General features: G+C 65.0%; 14 protein-coding genes. All 14 read left to right on the forward strand.

The annotated features are described in order from the left end of the window. Positions 1-639 precede the first annotated feature (639 nt). The 14 genes from AB0I34_RS08075 (at position 640) to AB0I34_RS08140 (ending at position 20,278) form a co-directional block, all read left to right on the forward strand. Complete coding sequence (locus AB0I34_RS08075; protein WP_360441353.1) at positions 640-1,416, forward strand: phytanoyl-CoA dioxygenase family protein; 777 nt, start codon at positions 640-642, stop codon at positions 1,414-1,416. Between the two features lie 169 nt (positions 1,417-1,585). Then, a complete protein-coding gene (locus tag AB0I34_RS08080; RefSeq protein ID WP_360441356.1) occupies positions 1,586-2,152 on the forward strand; it encodes a hypothetical protein in 567 nt (188 codons plus the stop codon). A gap of 45 nt (positions 2,153-2,197) precedes the next feature. Further along, the gene (locus AB0I34_RS08085) at positions 2,198-3,097 is read left to right on the forward strand and encodes a LysR family transcriptional regulator (RefSeq protein WP_360441359.1); all 900 of its coding nucleotides are present in this window, start codon (positions 2,198-2,200) and stop codon (positions 3,095-3,097) included. A 130-nt stretch (positions 3,098-3,227) separates the two neighbouring features. Continuing rightward, positions 3,228-4,484, forward strand: coding sequence for an MFS transporter (locus tag AB0I34_RS08090; RefSeq protein ID WP_360441362.1), 1,257 nt, complete (start codon positions 3,228-3,230; stop codon positions 4,482-4,484). A 257-nt stretch (positions 4,485-4,741) separates the two neighbouring features. Next, positions 4,742-7,006: a DPP IV N-terminal domain-containing protein gene (locus tag AB0I34_RS08095; protein WP_360441365.1), complete on the forward strand. Its 2,265-nt coding sequence runs from the start codon at positions 4,742-4,744 to the stop codon at positions 7,004-7,006. Between the two features lie 135 nt (positions 7,007-7,141). Beyond that, positions 7,142-8,110, forward strand: coding sequence for an ABC transporter permease (locus AB0I34_RS08100; RefSeq protein ID WP_360441368.1), 969 nt, complete (start codon positions 7,142-7,144; stop codon positions 8,108-8,110). A 1-nt stretch (position 8,111) separates the two neighbouring features. Beyond that, positions 8,112-9,056 carry an ABC transporter permease gene (locus AB0I34_RS08105; RefSeq protein ID WP_360441371.1) on the forward strand — a complete coding sequence of 315 codons (945 nt, stop codon included), beginning with the start codon at positions 8,112-8,114 and terminating at the stop codon, positions 9,054-9,056. Next, positions 9,053-11,179 carry an ABC transporter ATP-binding protein gene (locus AB0I34_RS08110; RefSeq protein ID WP_360441374.1) on the forward strand — a complete coding sequence of 709 codons (2,127 nt, stop codon included), beginning with the start codon at positions 9,053-9,055 and terminating at the stop codon, positions 11,177-11,179. The genes AB0I34_RS08105 and AB0I34_RS08110 overlap by 4 nt, the downstream gene beginning before the upstream one ends. A 103-nt stretch (positions 11,180-11,282) precedes the next feature. Then, positions 11,283-13,007: an ABC transporter family substrate-binding protein gene (locus AB0I34_RS08115; RefSeq protein ID WP_360441377.1), complete on the forward strand. Its 1,725-nt coding sequence runs from the start codon at positions 11,283-11,285 to the stop codon at positions 13,005-13,007. Positions 13,008-13,061: 54 nt separating this feature from the next. Further along, entirely contained in the window at positions 13,062-14,834 is a 1,773-nt protein-coding gene (locus tag AB0I34_RS08120; RefSeq protein WP_360441380.1) for a gamma-glutamyltransferase family protein, read from the forward strand. 18 nt (positions 14,835-14,852) lie between these two features. Beyond that, positions 14,853-16,802 (forward strand): beta-L-arabinofuranosidase domain-containing protein, encoded by a 1,950-nt coding sequence (locus tag AB0I34_RS08125; RefSeq protein ID WP_360441383.1) that lies wholly within the window; start codon positions 14,853-14,855, stop codon positions 16,800-16,802. Positions 16,803-16,824: 22 nt separating this feature from the next. Beyond that, entirely contained in the window at positions 16,825-18,120 is a 1,296-nt protein-coding gene (locus tag AB0I34_RS08130) for an alpha/beta fold hydrolase (RefSeq protein WP_360441386.1), read from the forward strand. Beyond that, a complete protein-coding gene (locus tag AB0I34_RS08135) occupies positions 18,117-19,562 on the forward strand; it encodes an aminopeptidase P family protein (protein ID WP_360441389.1) in 1,446 nt (481 codons plus the stop codon). Before AB0I34_RS08130 ends, AB0I34_RS08135 begins: the two co-directional genes overlap by 4 nt. An 11-nt stretch (positions 19,563-19,573) precedes the next feature. Then, entirely contained in the window at positions 19,574-20,278 is a 705-nt protein-coding gene (locus AB0I34_RS08140; protein ID WP_360441392.1) for a GntR family transcriptional regulator, read from the forward strand. Positions 20,279-20,284 lie beyond the last annotated feature (6 nt).

Below are 20,284 nucleotides of genomic sequence, written 5' to 3' on the forward strand. Positions count from 1 at the left end.
GGTCGCCCGCAGGCGCGCTGATCCGCGACGTTGCGGGCGGGCGCGAGTAGACCGGTGGTGGGAAGCCCGTTGGACGTGGCTGCGCCGACAGGTCGGTGGCGGCACAGGTGGAGCGGCCTTGTCTTCAGTTCTTGCGCCGCCGCAATCGTGGCGTTGGGCCGCAGCTGCGTCCGGGATGGGTTGCCTGAGTTCCCGCTCGTGCCGATCAGCAGCATCGAGGTCGCCACCGTCGTGGACTTGTGGCTGGCGCCGTTCGGGGGAGCCGCCGGCGAGTTCTCGGTGAGTTGGATGTTTATCGGTATACGAGTGGCGTCAGAATTGGGTCGTGACCGCAATCATCCGCCTCGTGCGCGGCTTGGCGAGCCGTGTGTCGGCGGACTGCCATGGGCTCAGCTCGCACCTGCACGAGGTTCATGCGGACTCTCAGGACCCCATCGCCTTGCGCCGTTTCCGGCGATGGTCGCGTGCCCTGAGGATCTGAGCACCTCAGCGAACACTGACAGCCACCATCCGTGGGTTGCCTGGAGGTGGTGGCTGTGCGCGCTGACCACCAGCCGATCTGGTGATCCGTCCGCCTCCCTGGTAGCTGTGATGCCAGCCCGGGAAGCCGTCTCAACACCATGAAGAAAGGACAGACTGATGCTCGATCCCGTCGTCGGCAAAGGTCAGCTGACCGAGACTGACCGCTTCATCTTCGAGTCATGGGGTTACTTCATGATTCCCAACGTCTTGACAAAGGATGAGGCCGCCGAGGCTTACGATGTTTCGCGGCGTCTGCACCAGAACCGCGACCGCGCGTTCGGGCAGATCGGCCGGAGCTACGAGAGCGAGCCGGTTCTCGAGCGGCTGATGGATCATCCTGACGTCCTTCCGAAAGTGCAGGGTCTGCTCGGCGACCGATTCGTGCTGCAAGCAGGCTGGAACACCATGCAGCCGGCGCACGCGGGGAACGGCCGTTGGCACCAGGACGGATCGGCCGCCTTCGACTTCAAGGACCTGGGCTACCCGGTTCCGTTGCTTCAGCTCCGCGTGTCGTATCTGCTCACCGATCAGACTGTGCCCGGCATGGGCAACATGGAGCTGATTCCCGGCAGCCACCGCTCGCGGGTCGGTCTACCCGATGCAATCCGTGAGCCCAACGACGACATCGCGATCGGCCATGTCGTGTGCGCCGAGGCCGGGGCTGCTCTGGTGTTCCACAATGGCGTCTGGCATCGAACCTTCCGCCACGATGGCGATTACGACCGTTTCACAACGCACTACGTCTACAGCCCACCGTGGGTCCGCCCGGCCGACCGTTTCGGCAACGACCCTGAGTTCCTTGAGCGGACCACACCGCTGAGGCGCGCGCTGCTGGGGGAGTTCGCGAGGCCGGACGCCCCGTTCGGCGCGAACTACGATCCGCTGCCGATCTGACGTACGGACTCGCTTTCCCGCGACACCGGCCTTGCATTGAGTTGGGAGGCCGGTGCCGCGTTGGTGGTGGTGAAATTTGTTCGCCCTTGGCGCGTCAAATGAGTCTCCAAGCGGGGCATCGTGAAATCTCTTCACACCATTCGTTCTGTCGACATCCGTCTACCTATTCATGTCAGGTGCTCGAACTCGCCGCCGACTCTGCGCCGACCCCGGCAAGGCGCGGTTGACGTGCCACGACGAAGGCGCCGTCGTCGCCGCCAAGCTGTACAACCCGAACGCGACGCTCCAGCACTACATGGTCGGGATCACGGCGGGCGATGTGCAGGACACGTACGTCGTCTCGCCGGCCGCGCGTGGGACTGAGCTCGTCGAGTTCGGTGGTCTGCCCAACGGTACGTACTTGCTCCAGGCTCAGAACGCCGACGGGGAGTTCGTCGCCGAAATCCGGGGGCGTGTGCAGTGCGACGTCACGCCGCCAACTGGAGCACCAACCGGCACGCCAACGGGTACGCCGACCGCACCGCCGTCGCAGACGCCGACGACCGGTACGTCGTCCCGGACGACGCCGGTGGCCGTGCCAACCGCAGTGGAGGCTGGTCTTGCTGGACCGGTCGCGCAGGATGACTCCGACCAAACCCGGACGATCATCGGCGCCGGCCTGCTGGTTGCCCTCGGCATCATGACCGGCCCGGCCGTGCTCCTGGTACGGCGTCGCCGCGGACTGCACCAGCTCTGACCGGGAACGATAGTCTCGATCCGCTCAGCAGATGGAGGTTCGGGCATGGAGTTGCGCCAGCTACGACATTTCGTCGCACTCGCGGAGGAGCGCAGCGTGACCGCCGCGGCTCGTCGCGAGCTGATCGTGCAATCCGGACTGTCGAACTCCCTGCAGTCCCTGGAACGCGAGCTGGGCAGCGAGCTGTACCTCCGCGGTACCCGGCCGGTGCGGCTCACCGCCACCGGAGAGGCCCTGTTGGCGCCGGCGCGCGAGGCGTTGCGCGCCGCTGAGACTGCACGTCGCGCGGTGCAGGAGACCCGGGATGTGCTCGTGGGACGGCTCCGCCTCGGCATCGCCCTCTCCGCGCAGTACCTCGTACCGTTCGCGGGCTACCTCGGCGCGTTCCTGCGCGACCACCCCGGCGTCGACGTCCGGATGCGCGGTACCGCCGCGCTGGCCATGCTCGACATGGTGGAGAACGGCGAGCTCGATTGCGCCATCGGACCGGCTCTGGAGCAACGCGGTCGGCTGCGCCTTACCTCGCTGGCCAGCGAGCCGCTCGCGCTGACCTGTCGAAGCGATCACGAACTTGCCGGCCGTGACCGTGTGACGGTCGCCGACCTCGCGGGCGAGCGCTTCGTCGACGTACCCCCGGGCTGGACCGCGCGGCTGCTGTGCGATGCCCTGTTCGCGGGAGCCGGACTGACCCGGCGGATCGTCGCGGAGGTCGGCGACTGGGAGGTCCTGCTGGAGATGATCGCCGCCGGCGCCGGCATCGGATTCACCCCGGTGGGACTCCAGTACAAGGTCCTGACCGATCCCGACAGCCCGCTGCGTCACCTTCGAGTGGACGGCGCCCAGATGGAACGCCACCTCTACCTGATCCTGCCGCCACGCGCCGAGACCAGTCCGGCGGCCGCCGCGTTCGCGGCCGGCATGTTGGCCCAGCACCGCGCCGGCTGAGGGCTCCAGCCTCGGGATCTCCAGGAGAGATGGAATGCATCTCATCCGGGCCGACGAAGTCTGGCATCGGCCTTCGCGAGCAGGAGGTTCTCAACGAGTGGAAGCACCATTCGCTCGCGAGAGGTTGGAAATGAGTACAGCAACACAATCGTCCCGAGTCGCGGTTGCGAGTGCCGGGCGGCATCTGGCCGGTTTCTGGTTCGTGGCTGCCGCGTTCCTGACGTTGATGGCCTTCGGTACGGTCCCCACACCGCTGTGGCCGATCTACCAGGTCCGGGATCACTTCGGCGCGACGACGGTGACGGTCGCCTTTGCGGCGCTGGTCGTCGGCACCGGCGCCAGTTTCCGGCTGCTCGGCCACCTGTCCGATCGGTTGGGCCGCCGCCGGGTGATCGTCCCTGGACTGTTCGTCGCGATTCTCGCCGATGCGGTGCTGGCCTTCTGGCCGGACCTGCCCGGCCTGATCGTCGGCCGGGTGCTGACTGGTGTGGCTATCGGTCTGATGGCGTCGACCGCGACTGTCTATCTCAGCGATCTGTACCACCACGCTCGGCCCGGACGGCACGGATCACCCGTTCCCGCACTGGTCGCGACCGCTGTCAATCTCGGTGGTCTCGCCCTCGGCCCGCTGGCAGCCGGAGCACTGGCCCAATGGGCACCTTCGCCCTTGCGTACGCCGTACCTCATCTTCGGAGCGTTGATGGCGGGCCTCCTCGTGCTGGTGCTGGCCAGCCCCGAGACCATCGACACCGAGGCGACGGATCAGGACCGGCCGTTGCGCTTCGCCCTGCGTCCAGGTCAGCGCGCAGCCTTCGGAGCAGCATCCGCGGTCGGGTTCTTCGCGTTCGCGGTGATGGGGTTGTTCTCCTCGCTCGGCGCCATCATCGTGCGTGGCGAGTTGGGCATCACGTCGTACTTCGTCACTGGCCTTGCGCCGTTCGCTGCCTTCGCCGCGTCGGCCGTCGCGCAGCTCGCGCTCGGTAAGGTCGCCCAGTCGACGGTGCTCGTGATCGGTGGGCTGCTGTTCCCGATCGGGCTGGCGCTGACCGCGGTGTCGCTCTACCAGCCGACGCTCTGGCTGGCGCTGACGTCTGCGGCTCTTGCCGGCGGGGGCGCGGGGCTCCTCATCAAGAGCGGGGTTACTGAGGCCGCGATCGCCGCCGTACCGGCTTCGCGGGCCGGCGTCCTCGCCATGTTCTTCATTATCGCGTACGTCGGCATGGGGCTGCCGTCGATCGCGTTCAGCCTGGTCATCCAGCATGTCGCGCTCCGGCCGTCGATGATCGGCTTCGCCGGCGTGCTGTCGATCGGCGCATTCATCGCCATCGTCATCGCGCGCCGATCAGCCGCCATCGCACCCTCCGCCCAACCGGCCGACCGGAGCTGATAGCCGGCGGCCCTCCAGGTGCAGTGATCCGTCGCGATGCTCGGGCGGGGTCGACCTGTCGCCCAAGGCGATGTCGTGGAAGCGGCAGGCGAGGATCTCGCCGCGGTGAGCCGAGGCCCAAATCCGTTGTCACCGGTGACATATCACATTACACTTCACGGGTAGTTCCAAGCCGTGCGGTGCCGGAATGGCGATCGACAGGTCGACTTCACGCCGCACCACAGGTCCAACGGAAGCCATGGCCAAGACCGCCTGAGTTGCACCAGGAGGACGTCATCTACAGCGTTGAGGACTACGCCCGGGCGGAATCATTCCTTCCCTGGCAGATGGAGACTCGGGTCCCCGGAGAGGTCACCGAGATCGCATGGCTGCCGGGCTCACCCCGGTATCGGTTCAAGCTGAGTACGCAGGAGGGCTGGCGTTACCGCATCGCCGATGCGTCGGCCGGCACCGAACACCAGGATGCGTTCGACCATGAAGGCCTGGCTGCTGCGCTGGCCGACGCAACCGACGAGAAGGTTGACCCCAGTCGTCTCAAGCCGACGCGGATCGACTACCGGGGCGCCGATGATCTCGAGTTCGATTTCAACGATGCCCGGTGGCGCTGGGACGGCAGCGAGCTACGGCAGTTCAGTGAGGAAGATCAATTCGGGGTACGTTCCCCGGACGGCACCAAGATCGCTTTCAATCGTGATCACGACTTGTGGGTCCGCGAGGTGGCGACAGGCATCGAGCGCCGTCTGACCTGTGGCGGCAAGGAAGGGTCGTTCTACGGCGCAGTTCTGCCGTCCCCGCTGCGCGCCGCCGGACTGCCCGGGGCCGGACAGCCGTGGAAGGACACCAAAGTCCTTTGGTCGCCCGACAGCAGCCGACTCCTGACCCATCGGGTCGACACCGCGGGTGCCGGGACCATCACCATGAGCCTGTCGACGCCGCGGTCTGGCAGCATTCGACCGGAGGCGGTGGAGTACTTCTATCCCTTGCCGGGCGATGATCCGCTGCCGACGGCGACTTTGGTCATCATCGACCTCGCATCCGACGACAGTACGCCGGTTGAGATAGCACCGCTGGAGCTCTACTACTACGGCAGCCCGATCCCCGGTCCCGACAGTAGTTCGCGCAACATGTGGTGGCGACAGGACGGGTCATCGCTTTACCTGTTGCGGCTGTTCCGCGGCGATCGGCATGCGACCTTGTATGAGATCGGTGCCGACGGTTCAAGTCGTGTCATCGTGGACGAGGAGGCGGAGACGCCGGTCGACTCCAACCTGTCGACGTCGGGTCCGGTGAACCACCGGACCATTGAAGATCAGGATCTGACGCTCTGGTATTCGCAGCGTGACGGCTGGGGCCATCTGTACACGTACCGCACCTCAACCGGGACGCTGCTCAATCAACTGACCTCGGGCGAGTGGGCGGTCGCGGATGTACTGCACGTCGGCGACGGGTACGTCTACTTCACGGCAGTGGGCAAAGACGTGAGTGAGGATCCGTACCTCCGTCGGCTGTATCGGGTACGGCTGGACGGTTCGTCGGCTGAACCGGAGTTGCTGACCCCGCAGGATGGCAGCCACGAGGTCAGCTTCGCGCCGGACGGTGGCTACTTCATCAGCACGTGGTCGAAGATCGACAAGGCCCCGGTGGCGGAGCTGCTCCGTTCCTCGGGGGAGAGCGTCGGCGTCATCGCTGAAGTGGACCTTTCTGCGCTGACCGAGTCCGGTTGGCAGTTCCCGGAACGCTTCTCGGCTCCCTCCCGGGACGGCAGGACCCGGGTGTACGGCGTGATCGTCCGACCGACCAACTTCGACCCGGACAAGAGTTATCCGGTGATCGATTCGATCTACGGCGGGCCGCAGATGAACCAGGCTCCGGTCGGTCTGACCGAAGCGGCGCGGATCTGGGCGGCACAGGCGATCGCTGAACTCGGGTTCGTCGTCGTACTGATCGACGGGCTGGGCATGCCGTACCGGTCGAAGGAATTCCGTGACGTCTCCTATCGCAATCTCGGCGATGCCGGCCTGCCGGATCACATCAGCGCGATGCGGGACCTGAAGGTCCGGTACCCGAATCTTGATCTCGATCGGGTCGGCATCTTCGGGCACTCGGCTGGTGGGTACGCGTCGACGCGCGCGATCCTGGCACATCCGGAGTTCTACAAGGTCTGTGTGTCGGGTGCCGGCAACCATGATCATCGGACCGACAAGGCGTGGTGGATCGAGCGCTACCAGGGCTGGCCTGTCGGTGATCATTACATCGACCAGGCCAACCGGACGCTCGCCGGCAGGTTGCAGGGCAAGTTGCTGTTGATTCACGGTGAGGCCGATGAGAACGTGCCGGTCGCCTCGACGCTCTCGCTGGCCGACGCGTTGATCGCCGCGGACAAGGACTTCGACCTGCTGATCCTGCCGAACCGGTCGCACGCCTGTGGTTCAGAGCCGTACGTGATCAGGCGACGGTGGGACTACTTCGTCCGGCACCTGGCCGGGCAGGAGCCACCGAACTACAGCATCCGTAAGTCCTGAGAGCGGAGCCGGCGGCGCTGGGTGACTGGTCCAGTTCGCAAGCCGAGTAATTCAGCTGCCGCTGGTGGTTGACCGGTGTTCGGAAGTGAAGGCAGACAGCGATGCCCTATGGGAGTTGCCTAAGTGGTTAAATACTTGGCTCGCCGCATCGGCGGTTGGTTGCTGATGGTTATCGTGGCAACCAACATCACCTACTTCTTGGCCAATGCGTTTCTTGATCCGCGCACACTGTTCGTCGGTCGGCGGCCACCGCTGACGGAGAAGCAAGTCGACACTTTGCTGCAGGCGAACAACCTGAATAGTCATGAGAGCATCTTCCTCCGGTGGTGGACGTGGGCGAAGGACATCGTTCTGCACTGGGACTGGGGAAACAGCCCTACTGGCGATCCGGTGAACGGTGAAATCGCCTTCCGTATCGGGGTGAGCGCCGAGTTGCTGCTGGGTGCCTTCGTGCTCTACACGATCATCGGCATCAGCCTGGGAATCTACAGCGCATCCCGGCAGTACAAGGTGCCGGACCGCATCGTCCAGGCGACCTCGATCATCACCTTGAACATCCCGGTCGTGGTGATGTCGCTGGCGACCGTGCTGGCCGCAATCTGGGTCAACCAGAAGGTCGGCCTCCGAATGTTCTACGTGACTGGGTCGTCGTCGGCTGATGCCCACGGGTTCGGCAAGCTCATCGACCTGCTACAACATTTGACGCTGCCGACGATCTCACTGGTGATCATCAGTTACGCAGGTACCCAGATGCTGCAACGATCGTTGCTGTTGGACACCATATCCGCCGACTATGTGCGAATGGCACGTGCCAAGGGGTTGACCAAGGCGCAAGCAATCCGCAAGCACGCGTTACGGACATCGTTGATTCCGGTCGCCACCCAAGTGGCCTTCTCGATTCCTGGACTGTTCACCGGCGCGGTGTTGACCGAGACGATCTTCAACTGGCAGGGCATGGGCCAGTACTTCATCGACACGCTGAACAAGATGAACATCAACGGAGTGGTCGCGGTCGCGGCCTTCGGCGCCCTGATGACGGCGATCGGCGCGGTCCTCGCCGATATCGCCGTGGTCGTCCTGGATCCGAGAGTGCGGGTGCATTGAGATGAGCGTCAATGACGTCCGGGACCAGCTGGCAGCGGGTGCGCTGGAGCGAGAGGACTCGACCGGCGCGACGGCGACGAGTACACGGAAGCGGTTGTCGCGAAAACAGCTCTATACCCGCCGGTTTCTGCGGAACCGTCCGGCGGTAGCGGGCCTGATCATCTTCGCCGGGATCGTCCTGTTTTCGATCTTTGGAGGACTGGCTGCCAAGCACAGCTATTTGGAGACCGATTTCCTGAATCTCACGGCGGCGCCATCCGCCGATCATTGGTTCGGCACGAATAATGCTGGAAACGATTTGTATGCAGAAACGGTGCACGGTCTGCAGCGCTCGTTGATCATCGCGCTGATCGTCTCGACCGGTACGACTGTGATCTCTGCGGTCGTCGGGGCCGCGGCAGCGTACTTCGGGGGCTCTCTCGAGCGTGCGGTGCTGGGCGTCATCCACTTCCTCATGGTTGTTCCGACCTTCTTGATCCTGGCTCTTTTCTCGAACCGTTCCGGTGGCAGCTGGATCGTGATCGCCGTCATCATGCTATTGGTCAATTGGTTCTGGCCTGCCCGCGTCGTCTGGACACTGTCATTGTCTATTCGCGAACGCGATTATGTCAGCGCGTCGCGCTACATGGGGGTGTCTGGATTGCGCATCGTCGTTCGGCACATAATCCCAAACATCGGCTCGCTGCTCATTATTCAATTCACTCTGGGAGTTGTTGGCGCGGTGCTGTCGGAGACCGGACTGTCGTTCATCGGATTCGGTGTCAAGCCGCCCGATGTCTCGCTGGGGGCCCTGATCGGCGGCGGCGCGGACACGGTGTCGAGTGCGCCCTGGCTGTTCTACTTCCCAGCAGCCGCTCTGACCCTGTTGACGGTGTCGATGGCCTTGGTCTCTGACGGCCTGCGGGATGCCTTCGATCCCACCTCCGCGGCGGGGGGTCGCGCATGACCGTGACGAAGATTGTCGACCTGCCGCAGTCCAGTCAGTCCGATGCGCTGCTCGCGGTTCGGGACCTGCGGGTGAGTTTCCCGTCCGAAGCCGGCCGGGTGGACGCCGTTGCCGGAGTCTCGTTCGACCTGCAACCCGGTCGGACGCTGGGCATCGTCGGCGAGTCCGGTTCGGGTAAGTCGGTGACCTCGCTGGCGATCATGGGGCTGCTGGACGATGCCGCTTCGGTGCACGGATCGATCAAGCTCGGCGGCCGGGAACTGCTCGGGCTGGACGACCGCGCCATGTCGAGGATCCGTGGCAAGGACATCTCGATGGTCTTCCAGGATCCGCTGTCCACCTTGACCCCGGTATTCACCATTGGTGACCAGCTGGTCGAGGCTCTGACGATCCACGGCACCATGGGGAGACGTCAGGCGGCCGAACGGGCCGTCGAGCTGCTTCGGCTGGTCGGGATCCCGCAACCGGAGAGCCGGTTGAAGTCCTTCCCCCACGAGTTCTCCGGCGGCATGCGGCAGCGGGTCGTGATCGCGATCGCGATCGCGAACAACCCGCAGGTGATCATCGCCGACGAGCCGACGACGGCTCTTGACGTCACCATTCAGGCCCAGATCCTGCAGGTGCTGAAGCGCGCCCAGGACGAGACGGGTGCTGCGGTGATCATGATCACGCACGACATGGGCGTGGTGGCCAGCGTCGCGGATGACGTCGTCGTGATGTACGCCGGCCGACCGGTCGAGCATGCCTCGGTCTATGAGGTCTTCGCCAAGCCGAGGATGCCCTACACGATCGGGCTGCTGGCCGCGATTCCGCGAGCCGATCGTCGTGACGCGCAGTCTCTGGTGCCGATTCAAGGTAACCCTCCAATCCTGATCAACCTGCCCGACCAGTGCCAGTTCGCAGACCGCTGTCCGATCGCGATTGATGCCTGCCGAGACGAGGTTCCCCACCTCGAGGCGGTCCTGAACGGCTCGAACGACGACAGCGGCCTCGGGCATGATCGCGACTCCGAGCACCAGGTTGCCTGTGTCCGTGCCGCTGAGATCGGAGCCGGTGGCACGATCAAGGGCCGGCCGATCTTCCCGGTCCCGGAGATCGCCGCAAGTGATCTCGCACAGGTTCCCCGTGGTGAGCGGAAGCCGGTGCTGGCTGTTGACAACCTGGTGAAAGAGTTCCCGCTGTTGAAGGGCGCAGTTCTCAAGCGACGCATCGGGACGGTCTATGCGGTCAACGGCATCTCCTTCGACATTCGCGAAGGGGAGACGATGGCGATCGTCGGGGAGTCTGGCTGTGGCAAGACGACCACCCTGCTGGAGATCATGGAGTTGGCACCCCAGCACGGGAGCGACATCCAGATCGACGGTCGCAGCGTAACGGGCCTGAACAAGCGTGAGATCAGGACTGTCCGCCGCGACCTGCAGATCGTCTTCCAGGATCCAATGGGTTCACTCAATCCGCGCTCGACCGTATTCGACCTGATCGCGGAGCCGATGCGGGCATTCCGCTACTCCTCCGGCGAGGTCGAGAAGCGTGTCGAGGAACTGATGGATCTGGTCGGCCTCAATCCGGAGCACAGCGACCGGTTTCCGGCCGCGTTCTCCGGCGGGCAGCGGCAGCGGATCGGCATCGCGCGAGCTCTGGCGACCAATCCGAAGCTGATCGTGCTGGACGAACCGGTATCGGCCCTGGACGTCTCCATTCAAGCCGGGGTCATCAACCTTCTGGAAGAGCTGAAGGCAAAGCTCGGCATCTCGTTCCTGTTCGTGGCGCACGATCTGTCGGTGGTCCGGCACATCGCCGACCGGATCGGTGTGATGTATCTGGGCAAGTTCGTCGAGTACGGCGAGGTTGACGCAGTCTTCGAGGATCCACAGCACCCGTACACGGCGGCGCTGCTGTCGGCGATCCCACTGCCAGACCCGGTGAAGGAACGTACCCGGGAACGGATCCTGCTGACCGGTGACCTGCCGAGCCCGATCGACAATTCCCCGGGGTGCCGGTTCGTCAGCCGCTGCCAGCTCCACCAAAGTCTCGAACCGGATCGTCAGGCGCGCTGTCGGGACGAGACACCTGCACTCACTGGTGTTGACGGTGCGCATGTCAATGCGTGCCACTGGCGGTGACGAGTGTCTTTGTGCTGTCACGCCGGTGCTGGGATTCACGACCGAAAGAGGAGCCGGGTGGTCACCCGTAGACCCCGGCTCACCGGAAGGAAGGAGACAAGAGATGGGACTTCGTAATGGGGTCTTCGGCGTGGCAGCCGGTGCGCTGGCTGTTGTGCTGACGATGTCGGCGTGCGCGGCCAGCAAAGGCAACGGCGCCGGCAACGGCGATGACGAGACGAAGAAGCTTGCCAACACGTTCAGCGTGGACTGGAATCCGCAGCCGCGGGACAAGATCAAAGATGGTGGCACCGTGACGATCCCAGTCACGGAGATTCCCTCCCAGGAGAACACGATGGCTGTCGGTACGACGACAGCGAGCGCGGCGATCTGGAACTGGTACAACCCGCAATTGACGTTCTTGACGCCGGAGGGCAAATGGTCGTACAACAAGGACTATCTGTCCGACGTCAGCCGCTCGGAAAAGGGCGGCAACACGGTCGTCACGTACACCCTCAATCCCAAGGCCGTCTGGAATGACGGCACTCCGATGACGTGGAAGAGTTTCGAGCTGACCTGGAAGTCCTGCAACGGCTCGGATTCGAAATACCAGACGACCAGCGACTGCTCGAACGTCACATCGGTGAAGCAGGGCCTGAATGACCGGCAGGCCGTGGTCACCTATGACGGCCCGTACGCCTGGTGGCAGAGCGGGTTCGGGGCGATTCTGAATCCGCACGTCACCAACTCCGACATCTTCAACAATGCCTACCAGAACAAGTTGCAGGACGACTGGGGTGCCGGGCCGTACACGGTGGCCAGTGCGAACTTCAAGGCCGGCCGGATCGTGTTCAAGCGCAACCCGAGGTGGTGGGGCAACAAGGGCAAGTTGGATCAGGTCGTCTATCAGCAGATGGAGGAGACCGCCGAGATCAACGCGTTCAAGAACGGCGAGGTTGATCTGGCGACGACGGCTACCAAAGACCGGCTGACCCAGGTCCAGGGCATGTCGGATGTCACCGTCCACCGGTCGACGTCGAACGGCATCAGCCTGCTGATTCTCAACGCTTCTCGTCCTCAGTTGAAGGATGTCAATGTGCGGAAGGCGATCTTGGAAGGGATTGACCGCACGACCTTGGCCAAGATCCAGTACAACGGACTCGGGTACACCGGCGCGGTCGGCGGATCGTTGATCTTGCTGCCCTTCCAGAACGGCTATTCCGATTCGGCCGGCAACGCCGGCTACAAGTACAGCGCCGATGAGGCGAACAAACTGCTCGATGCGGCCGGCTGGAAGACGGGTGCCGACGGCGTCCGCGAAAAGGACGGACAGAAGCTCACGATCCAGTTCCCGTTGTCCGGAGACGATCCGAGCACCGTCGCCCAGGGCAAGGCGATCATCTCCATGGAGAAGGAGATCGGCGTCCAGGTCAACATCAAGCAGATTGCCAGCGCGGACTTCATCAAGACGCTCACGGGCCACGACTGGGATGCATTCATGTCCGGCTTCTCCATGAGCGACCCGTACGGAGCAAACTACATCTGCTACTTCTACTGCTCGCCGGCCGCCGGCCAGGCAGCGGCCGGCAACAACAGTGCCGCCGGCACCAAGGGACTGGACACGCAGATGCGGGCACTGGCCAAGATCCCGGACCCGGACAAGCAGACCCAGGCGGCGATGAAACTCGAGTCCGATTGGTACAAGCAGACCTGGGGTGAGCTCCCGACCGTCAACGGCCCCGCGGTGGTCACGACCAAGAAGGGATTGGCCAACCTCGCACCGGTTCCGTTCTTCGGGCTGGCCGCCTACGGCTCGGTTCCGGTGGAGGACTTCGGCTGGGAGAAGTGATCCTGTTTCAGGTGTCCATGAGCATCACGTGCACGATCAATCGAAGGAATCCCCTTGTTCACAACGCGTCCTGAGCTGGTCGGCGATATTGGGATGGTGGCCAGTACGCACTGGCTGGCCTCTCAGACCGGGATGTCCGTGCTGGAGCGCGGTGGCAATGCCGCCGACGCGGCAGTGGCTGCCGGGTTCGTGTTGCAGGTGGTCGAGCCGCACCTGAACGGGCCGGGTGGCGACGTGCCGATCCTGTTGTGGTCCGAAGTCGATCAGAAGGTGTCTGTCGTCTGCGGACAGGGCGTCGCTCCGGAGGCCGCTACGGGCGAACGGCTACGCGATCTCGGGCTGGACATCATGCCCGGGACCGGTCACCTGCCCACTGTCGTACCGGGCGCGTTCGGTGCCTGGATGACGTTGTTGCAGCAGTGGGGCACCTGGTCGGTACGCGATGTGCTCGAACCAGCCATCCACTACGCGCGCGACGGCCACCCGCTGCTGCGACGGGTGAGCGACGCGATCGGCACCGTCGAGCAGCTGTTCACCGAGCACTGGCCGACGTCGGCGGAGACCTGGTTGCCCGGAGGCTCGGTCCCGACGGCCAATTCACGCTTCAAGCGGCCGGCGCTCGCGGCCACGTACGAACGGATCATCGCCGAATCGGCTGCCGCGGGCGGCACCCGGAACCAGCAGATCGATGCCGCGAAGAACGCCTGGTACAGAGGTTTCGTTGCCGAGGCCATCGAACGCTACTGCACCAGGATCCCGGTGATGGACACCACCGGCGAGGCACATGTCGGTCTGATGACCGCAGATGATCTTGCCCGGTGGGATGCCGCGGTCGAGGAACCGGTGACGTTCGACTACCACAACTACACGGTGTGCAAGACCGGACCGTGGGGTCAGGGCCCGGTGTTCCTTCAACAGCTGGCGCTGTTGCAGGGATTTGAGCTCGAGTCGATGAAGCCGGGCAGTGCGGACTGGGTGCACACCATCATCGAGGCGGGAAAGCTTGCGTACGCCGACCGCGAGGCCTGGTACGGAGACCCTGCCTTCGTCGAAGTACCACTGGCCGACCTGCTGAGCCCCGGATACAACGACGACCGCCGGAAGTTGATCAGCGACGAGGCGTCGTTCAGCCTTCGTCCGGGCAACCCTGGTGGGCGTCGGCCGCTGATGCCTGCCTACCCGGACTCGCCGCAGATCGACGCCGCGGGTGCCGGTGAGCCGACGATCAGCGCTGCCGGAGAGGTACGTGGTGACACCTGCCATCTGGACGTCGTAGACAGCTCCGGGATGATGATCGCCGCGACCCCGAGTGGTGGCTGGTTCCAGGCGTCGCCGACGGTCCCGGACCTGGGTTTCTGCTTGAGCACCCGCGGCCAGATGTTCTGGGTCGAGCAGGGCCTGCCGAATTCGATCGCACCGGGGAAGCGTCCGCGGACGACCTTGACGCCGTCGCTCGCCCTTCGGGATGGCAAGCCCTGGCTCGCGTTCGGTACGCCCGGTGGTGATTTCCAGGATCAGTGGACGCTGCACTTCTTCCTCAACGTCGTGCACGGAGGACTGAATCTGCAGGAGGCGATCGATCAGCCGGAGTTCCACTCGATCCATATGCCGAATTCGTTCTATCCCCGGGACACGCACCTGGGTCAGTTGCTGATCGAAGGCAGGTTCGATCCGGCCGTGATCAAGGAGCTGGAGCGTCGTGGGCACGGCGTGACGGTCCGCGGCGACTGGGCCATGGGGTACGTCAGCGCGGTGGCGCGGGAGGGTGACTGGCTCAAGGCCGCCGCGAACCCGCGCGGCATGCAGGGGTACGCGGTCGGACGCTAGCGATCAAGGAGCACATCAGTGACGATCACGTCAACCAATGATGCCGGGACATGGCGAGGGCCGGCGGTGGCCGCAACGGGCCGATACGGCCGCGGACTCGGTCGGCAACACGTCACGCTCGGGGACGGACTGCTCAGTGACTGGCAGCTGCGCAATGCCGAGGTAACAGTCCCGCACACGCTGGAGCAACTCAGTAGGGCGGGAAACCTGCACAACTTCCGGCGGTTGACCGGCGAGGCCGATGGGCCGTACCGCGGTCGCTATGCGTTCCTGGATACCGATATCTACAAGACACTCGAAGGGCTGGCCTATCTGGCCGATGACCAGCGACAGCCGGGTGTCCAGGAGTTCATCACCGAATCCATCCGGCTGATCGGCGCAGTGCAGGCGCAGGACGGATACATCGGAACCTTCTACCAGGCGACCGACCGGACCAAGGAACCCTGGTCCGACCTGACCTGGGGACACGAGTTGTACAACCTCGGTCATCTCATCCAGGCTGCCGTCGCTGTGCGGCGCCAGTCCGGGGATGACACGCTGCTGCAGGTCGCAGTACGGTTCGCCGACCTGGTCTGGCAGCGCTATGGCGAGGACGGGGAGCCCAGGTACTGCGGGCATCCCGAGATCGAGATGGCGCTTGTCGAGCTCTTCCGCGAGACCGGCGACGAACGCTGGCTACGTCAGGCGGAGCTCTTCGTCGAGCGTCGTGGCAGCGGCGGGCTGGTGCATTCGATCTTTCCCGCGGCGTACTTCGCGGACCACGTACCGCTGCGCGAGATGGAGTCGGTGACCGGTCACGCGGTTCGGATGATGTATCTGGCGGCGGGCGCGACCGATGTCGCCCTCGAGCGGGGTGACGCCGGCATGCTGGCCGAACTCGAACGGCTCTTCGACGACATGGTTGCCGGCAAGCTCTATCTCACCGGTGGGCTGGGGTCCCGGCACACCGACGAGGCGATCGGTGATCGTTTCGAGCTGCCGAGCGATCGGGCGTACGCCGAGACCTGCGCGGCCATCGGTGCCATGCAGTGGGCCTGGCGGCTGTTCCTGGCCACCGGGCGGTCGGACGTTCTGGACGTCTTCGAACGTGTGCTCTACAACGCTTACGCAGTCGGGATCTCCGCAGACGGCGCCGCCTTCTTCTACGACAATCCACTGCAACGACGCCCTGATCACTCCCAGCGCAGTGGCGCCGAGTCCGGCGGCGAACTACTCCGTCGCAGTTGGTTCGGCTGCCCCTGCTGCCCGCCCAACATGATCCGCTGGATGGCCGAACTCCAAGATCATCTCGCCCTGGCCGATGATCATTCGCTGACCCTGGCGGTGCTGGCCTCGGCGACCATATCTTCGCCCGCACTGGACGTCACGGTGCAGACGGCCTATCCCTGGGACGGAACCGTGACGGTCACCGTCGATCGTGCCGGCGACGGTCCTGCACTGGTCAGGGTCCGGGTTCCGGCCTGGAGTGGCGCCGTCAAGATCACGCTGAACGGCGTCGAGCAGTCCACCCCGATAGTCGACGGCTGGCTTGTCGTGAACCGCACTTGGCTGGCCGGCGACGCGCTGCAACTGATCATGCAGCTGCCGGTCCGGATCATGGAACCGCATCCGCACCTGGACGCGGTCCGGGGCACGGTCGCCGTGACCTGCGGACCGCTGGTCTACTGCCTCGAGCAGTGCGACGTCGGGGTCGGAGTCGATGACGTCGTCCTCGACCCGGCCGCAGTCCCCGGTGATCAACATCCTCAGGTCAATGGGCAGCCAGAGGACCCGGTCGATGCCGGGATCGCCGTTCCGGTGACGTCCGCGCCGACGGCCCGACGGGAGCTGTACACCGAGTTCCGGATGGCTGTCGAGAGCCCCGTCACCGATCCGCCGACGGCCCGGACTCGGGCGATCTTCACGCCCTACTTCCTGTGGGGCAACCGGGGCGCACACCCGATGCGGGTCTGGCTCCGCCTCTCCTGACCTGCCAACCCGGAAGGATCACATGCCTAACGTCATCGCTGAGTACACGCAGCCGGGTGTCCACGTCACCGAGCGCACGATCAGCGTCCCGCTGGACTGGGACCAACCGGACGGCGAACAGATCACCGTTTTCGTCCGAGAGCTGGTCGACCCGCCTCGCCGCCGGGATGATCTCCCGCTGCTGGTGTATCTGCAGGGCGGACCGGGCGGAAAGTCACCCCGGCCGGTCGGAAAGGCCGGCTGGCTCGGCGTGGCGCTGGAGCGGTACCGGGTCGTACTGCTCGACCAGCGAGGCACTGGGCGTAGTACACCGATCGATGCCGTGTCGATCCAGAGGCGGGGAACCCCGGCCGAGCAGGCGGAGTTCCTGACCCAGTTCCGGGCTGATTCGATCGTCCGGGACGCCGAGGCCGTACGCATCAAGATCTACGACGGACGGCGATGGGCGACGCTTGGGCAGAGTTTCGGCGGCTTCATCACCTTGACCTATCTGTCCTTCGCCCCGGACGGCTTGGCCGCCTGCTATGTGACTGGTGGCATCCCGGGAGTGCCGCCGGTCGCAGCCGAGGTATATCGGCGCACTTTCCCGAGGGTGATCGCCAAGACCAGTGCCTACTACAAGCGTTACCCCCACGATGTCGCCACCGTCTCGGCCATCGCTGATCGCCTCGCCGCCGGTGACGTCGTGCTGCCGGACGGCGATCGGCTCAGCGTGCAACGATTCCAGTCGATCGGCGGTGATCTTGGGTTCGGTCCCGGAGCAGAGCGCCTGCACTGGCTGATCACCGAGGCGTTCGCCGAGCCGGATCGGCTGTCCGATGACTTCCTGCAACAGGTGCAGGTGCGGACCGCGCAACGTGGCGGGCCACTGTTCTGGACGCTGCAGGAGTCGATCTACGGCGAAGGCGACAACGGTCCGATCGGCTGGGCCGCGGAGACCGAGGCCGCCAATCATCCGGAGTGCTCCCCAGCTGCCAGGCCGCTGCACTTCACCGGGGAGATGACCTATCGGTGGATGTTCGACGAGATTGCGGCTCTTCGTCCCTTTGCTGCCGCAGTCGATCAACTGGCCCGGCGTACCAGCTGGTCGCGGCTCTACGACACCGATCGACTGGCCGCCAACGAGGTACCGGTGGTGTGCGCGGTCTACCACGACGACATGTTCGTCGACTCCGGACTGCAGCTCGAGACCCTGACCGGAGTCGGTAACAGTCGGGCCTGGGTCAGCAACGAATGGGAACACGACGGGGTCGGCGACGTACGCGTCCTGCGTGGCCTGCTCGAGCGGATCGACGATGACGGAGGTGAGGGACGATGAGTACATCCACAACCAATGATCACAAGATTCCGTATCTTGGAACCCGGCCGCCGCGGCTGACCACAGTGCCGGCGTTCGTCGACAGCATCGGCTGCGGCTGGGAGGTCCGGACGATCCCGGCACCGGCCATCGACGGTGCTGCCGCGTCGGCCGCCGCACATCGCGACCGTCTGCGCGCAGCCCTGCCGGGCAAGGTGGTGCTGGTGGCAGCGGGCCGCGCGCCGGTCCGCGTCAATGACACTTCCTACGACTTCCGCGCCGACAGCGATTTCCTCTGGCTGACCGGCGTCGGCATCGAGGACGCGTACCTGCTCGTCGGCTCGGATGCGTCGGCGGACACGCTGTTCATGCCGCCGCCGTTCCGGCCTGGCGAGACCGGCTTCTTCTCCGATGCCTCGCACGGGGAACTCTGGGTCGGGCCGTCAGCCGGGATCACTGAGTGGTCCCAGGCACTGGGCATCACCGTACGTCCGGTCACGGAGCTGGAATCGGCAATCTCCGGAGCCGGCACGGTTCTGGCCGGCCGCCGGGTGCCGGCCACGGAGTTGGCGGTCGAACGCTCCGAAGACCCGGATCGAGTCTGTTCCGATCTTCGCCGGATCAAGGACGACTGGGAGATCGGCCAGCTCCGGTACGCGGTCGATCAGACCGTTGAGGGCTTCGCTGCGGTTGCCCGGGAGATCCCGGCGGCGATCGGAGCACGTGGGCCGGTGCGTGGCGAGCGCTGGCTGCAGGGCACCTTCGATCGGTACGCTCGGGCGGTCGGCAACGGGCCGGGTTACTCGACCATCGTCGGTTCCGGTTCGCACGCCCCGATCCTGCACTGGGTGCGTTGCGACGGCCCGATCCACGAAGACCAGGCGTTGTTGCTGGACATGGGCGTGGAGGCGGACAGCGGCTACACCGCTGATGTCACCCGGACGTTGCCGGCCTCGGGAACCTTCAGCGCCGACCAACGGAGAGTGCACGATCTGGTCGAGCAGGCGCATCGCGCGGGATTGGCCCAGGTCCGTCCTGGCAACACCTACAGCGACTTCCACTTCGCGGCCATGGAAAGGATTGCTCGTGGCCTGGAGGACTGGGGGCTGCTGCCGGTCTCGGTCGACGAGGCCCTGTCGCCGGCAGGGCAACAGCATCGCCGTTGGTTGGTCTGCGGCATTGGTCACCATCTGGGGCTGGACGTCCACGATTGCTCGCAGTCGAGCTGGGAGACCTATCAGGGCGCTCCGCTCGAGCCGGATATGGTGCTGACCGTTGAGCCCGGCCTGTACTTCCATCCTCACGATCTGACGGTGCCGCCGGAGCTTCGGGGGGTCGGGGTCCGGCTGGAGGATGATGTCCTCGTGACTTCCGAGGGGTCGGAAGTCCTGAGCGACGCGCTCCCGATCGACGCCGATGGGCTGGAGGTGTGGACGCGCGAGAGGCTCGACAAAGAATGGTAAGGAGTGGATGAATGGCTGCCCAGACGATCACCGGTTTCGCGCGGCTTCAGAAGCGGGAGTCGCTTCGCGATTCGGTGGGCAATGCCGTCCGAGCCGCGATTGTCTCCGGCGCGATGCGGCCGGGGGAGGTGCATTCAGCGCCGGCGATCGGCAACATGCTCGGCGTGTCGCCGACACCGGTGCGCGAGGCCATGCTGGACCTTGTACGCGAGGGCATGGTCGAGGCGCTGCCCAACAAGGGCTATCGGGTAACGGAGATCAGCGACGCCGATCTCGACGCGATCGCGGCGGTGCGGCAACTGCTCGAACCGCCGGTCGTGGGTGAGCTCGCGACCACGATTCCGGTCGAAGAGCTGCCAGCGCTGCGGGACCTGGCTGAGGCGATCGTGGAGGCGGTCGACCGGGAGGATCTGGTCGGCTACATCGAGGCCGATCGGGTGTTCCATCTGTCGTTGCTCGGGCACGCGCAGAATCCGGTCCTGAGCAGCATCGTCTCCGAGCTTCGGACCCGGACCCGGCTTCTTGGCCTGAGGCCACTCTTGGAGTCCGGGCGGTTGCGAGCCTCGGCCGCCGAGCACCACGACCTCCTGGATCTGATCGAGGCGCGCGATGGTGCCGCCGCCGAGGCCCTGATGCACCGCCACATCGCCCACGTCCGCTCCGATTGGGCGGGTCCACGGGCCCGCGATGCCAACGACAAGATGTCAGGTTCCTGACTACAA

This window comes from Kribbella sp. NPDC050281, from assembly GCF_040655855.1.
Classification (GTDB): domain Bacteria; phylum Actinomycetota; class Actinomycetes; order Propionibacteriales; family Kribbellaceae; genus Kribbella.

What these genes read in the sequence shown, in the direction of transcription:
- AB0I34_RS08085 (WP_360441359.1), top strand. Translation starts at nt 2,198, where the DNA reads ATGGAGTTGCGCCAGCTACGACATTTCGTCGCACTCGCGGAGGAGCGC.
- AB0I34_RS08075 (WP_360441353.1), top strand. Translation starts at nt 640, where the DNA reads ATGCTCGATCCCGTCGTCGGCAAAGGTCAGCTGACCGAGACTGACCGC.
- AB0I34_RS08110 (WP_360441374.1), top strand. Translation starts at nt 9,053, where the DNA reads ATGACCGTGACGAAGATTGTCGACCTGCCGCAGTCCAGTCAGTCCGAT.
- AB0I34_RS08115 (WP_360441377.1), top strand. Translation starts at nt 11,283, where the DNA reads ATGGGACTTCGTAATGGGGTCTTCGGCGTGGCAGCCGGTGCGCTGGCT.
- AB0I34_RS08105 (WP_360441371.1), top strand. Translation starts at nt 8,112, where the DNA reads ATGAGCGTCAATGACGTCCGGGACCAGCTGGCAGCGGGTGCGCTGGAG.
- AB0I34_RS08130 (WP_360441386.1), top strand. Translation starts at nt 16,825, where the DNA reads ATGCCTAACGTCATCGCTGAGTACACGCAGCCGGGTGTCCACGTCACC.
- AB0I34_RS08140 (WP_360441392.1), top strand. Translation starts at nt 19,574, where the DNA reads ATGGCTGCCCAGACGATCACCGGTTTCGCGCGGCTTCAGAAGCGGGAG.
- AB0I34_RS08135 (WP_360441389.1), top strand. Translation starts at nt 18,117, where the DNA reads ATGAGTACATCCACAACCAATGATCACAAGATTCCGTATCTTGGAACC.
- AB0I34_RS08090 (WP_360441362.1), top strand. Translation starts at nt 3,228, where the DNA reads ATGAGTACAGCAACACAATCGTCCCGAGTCGCGGTTGCGAGTGCCGGG.
- AB0I34_RS08080 (WP_360441356.1), top strand. Translation starts at nt 1,586, where the DNA reads ATGTCAGGTGCTCGAACTCGCCGCCGACTCTGCGCCGACCCCGGCAAG.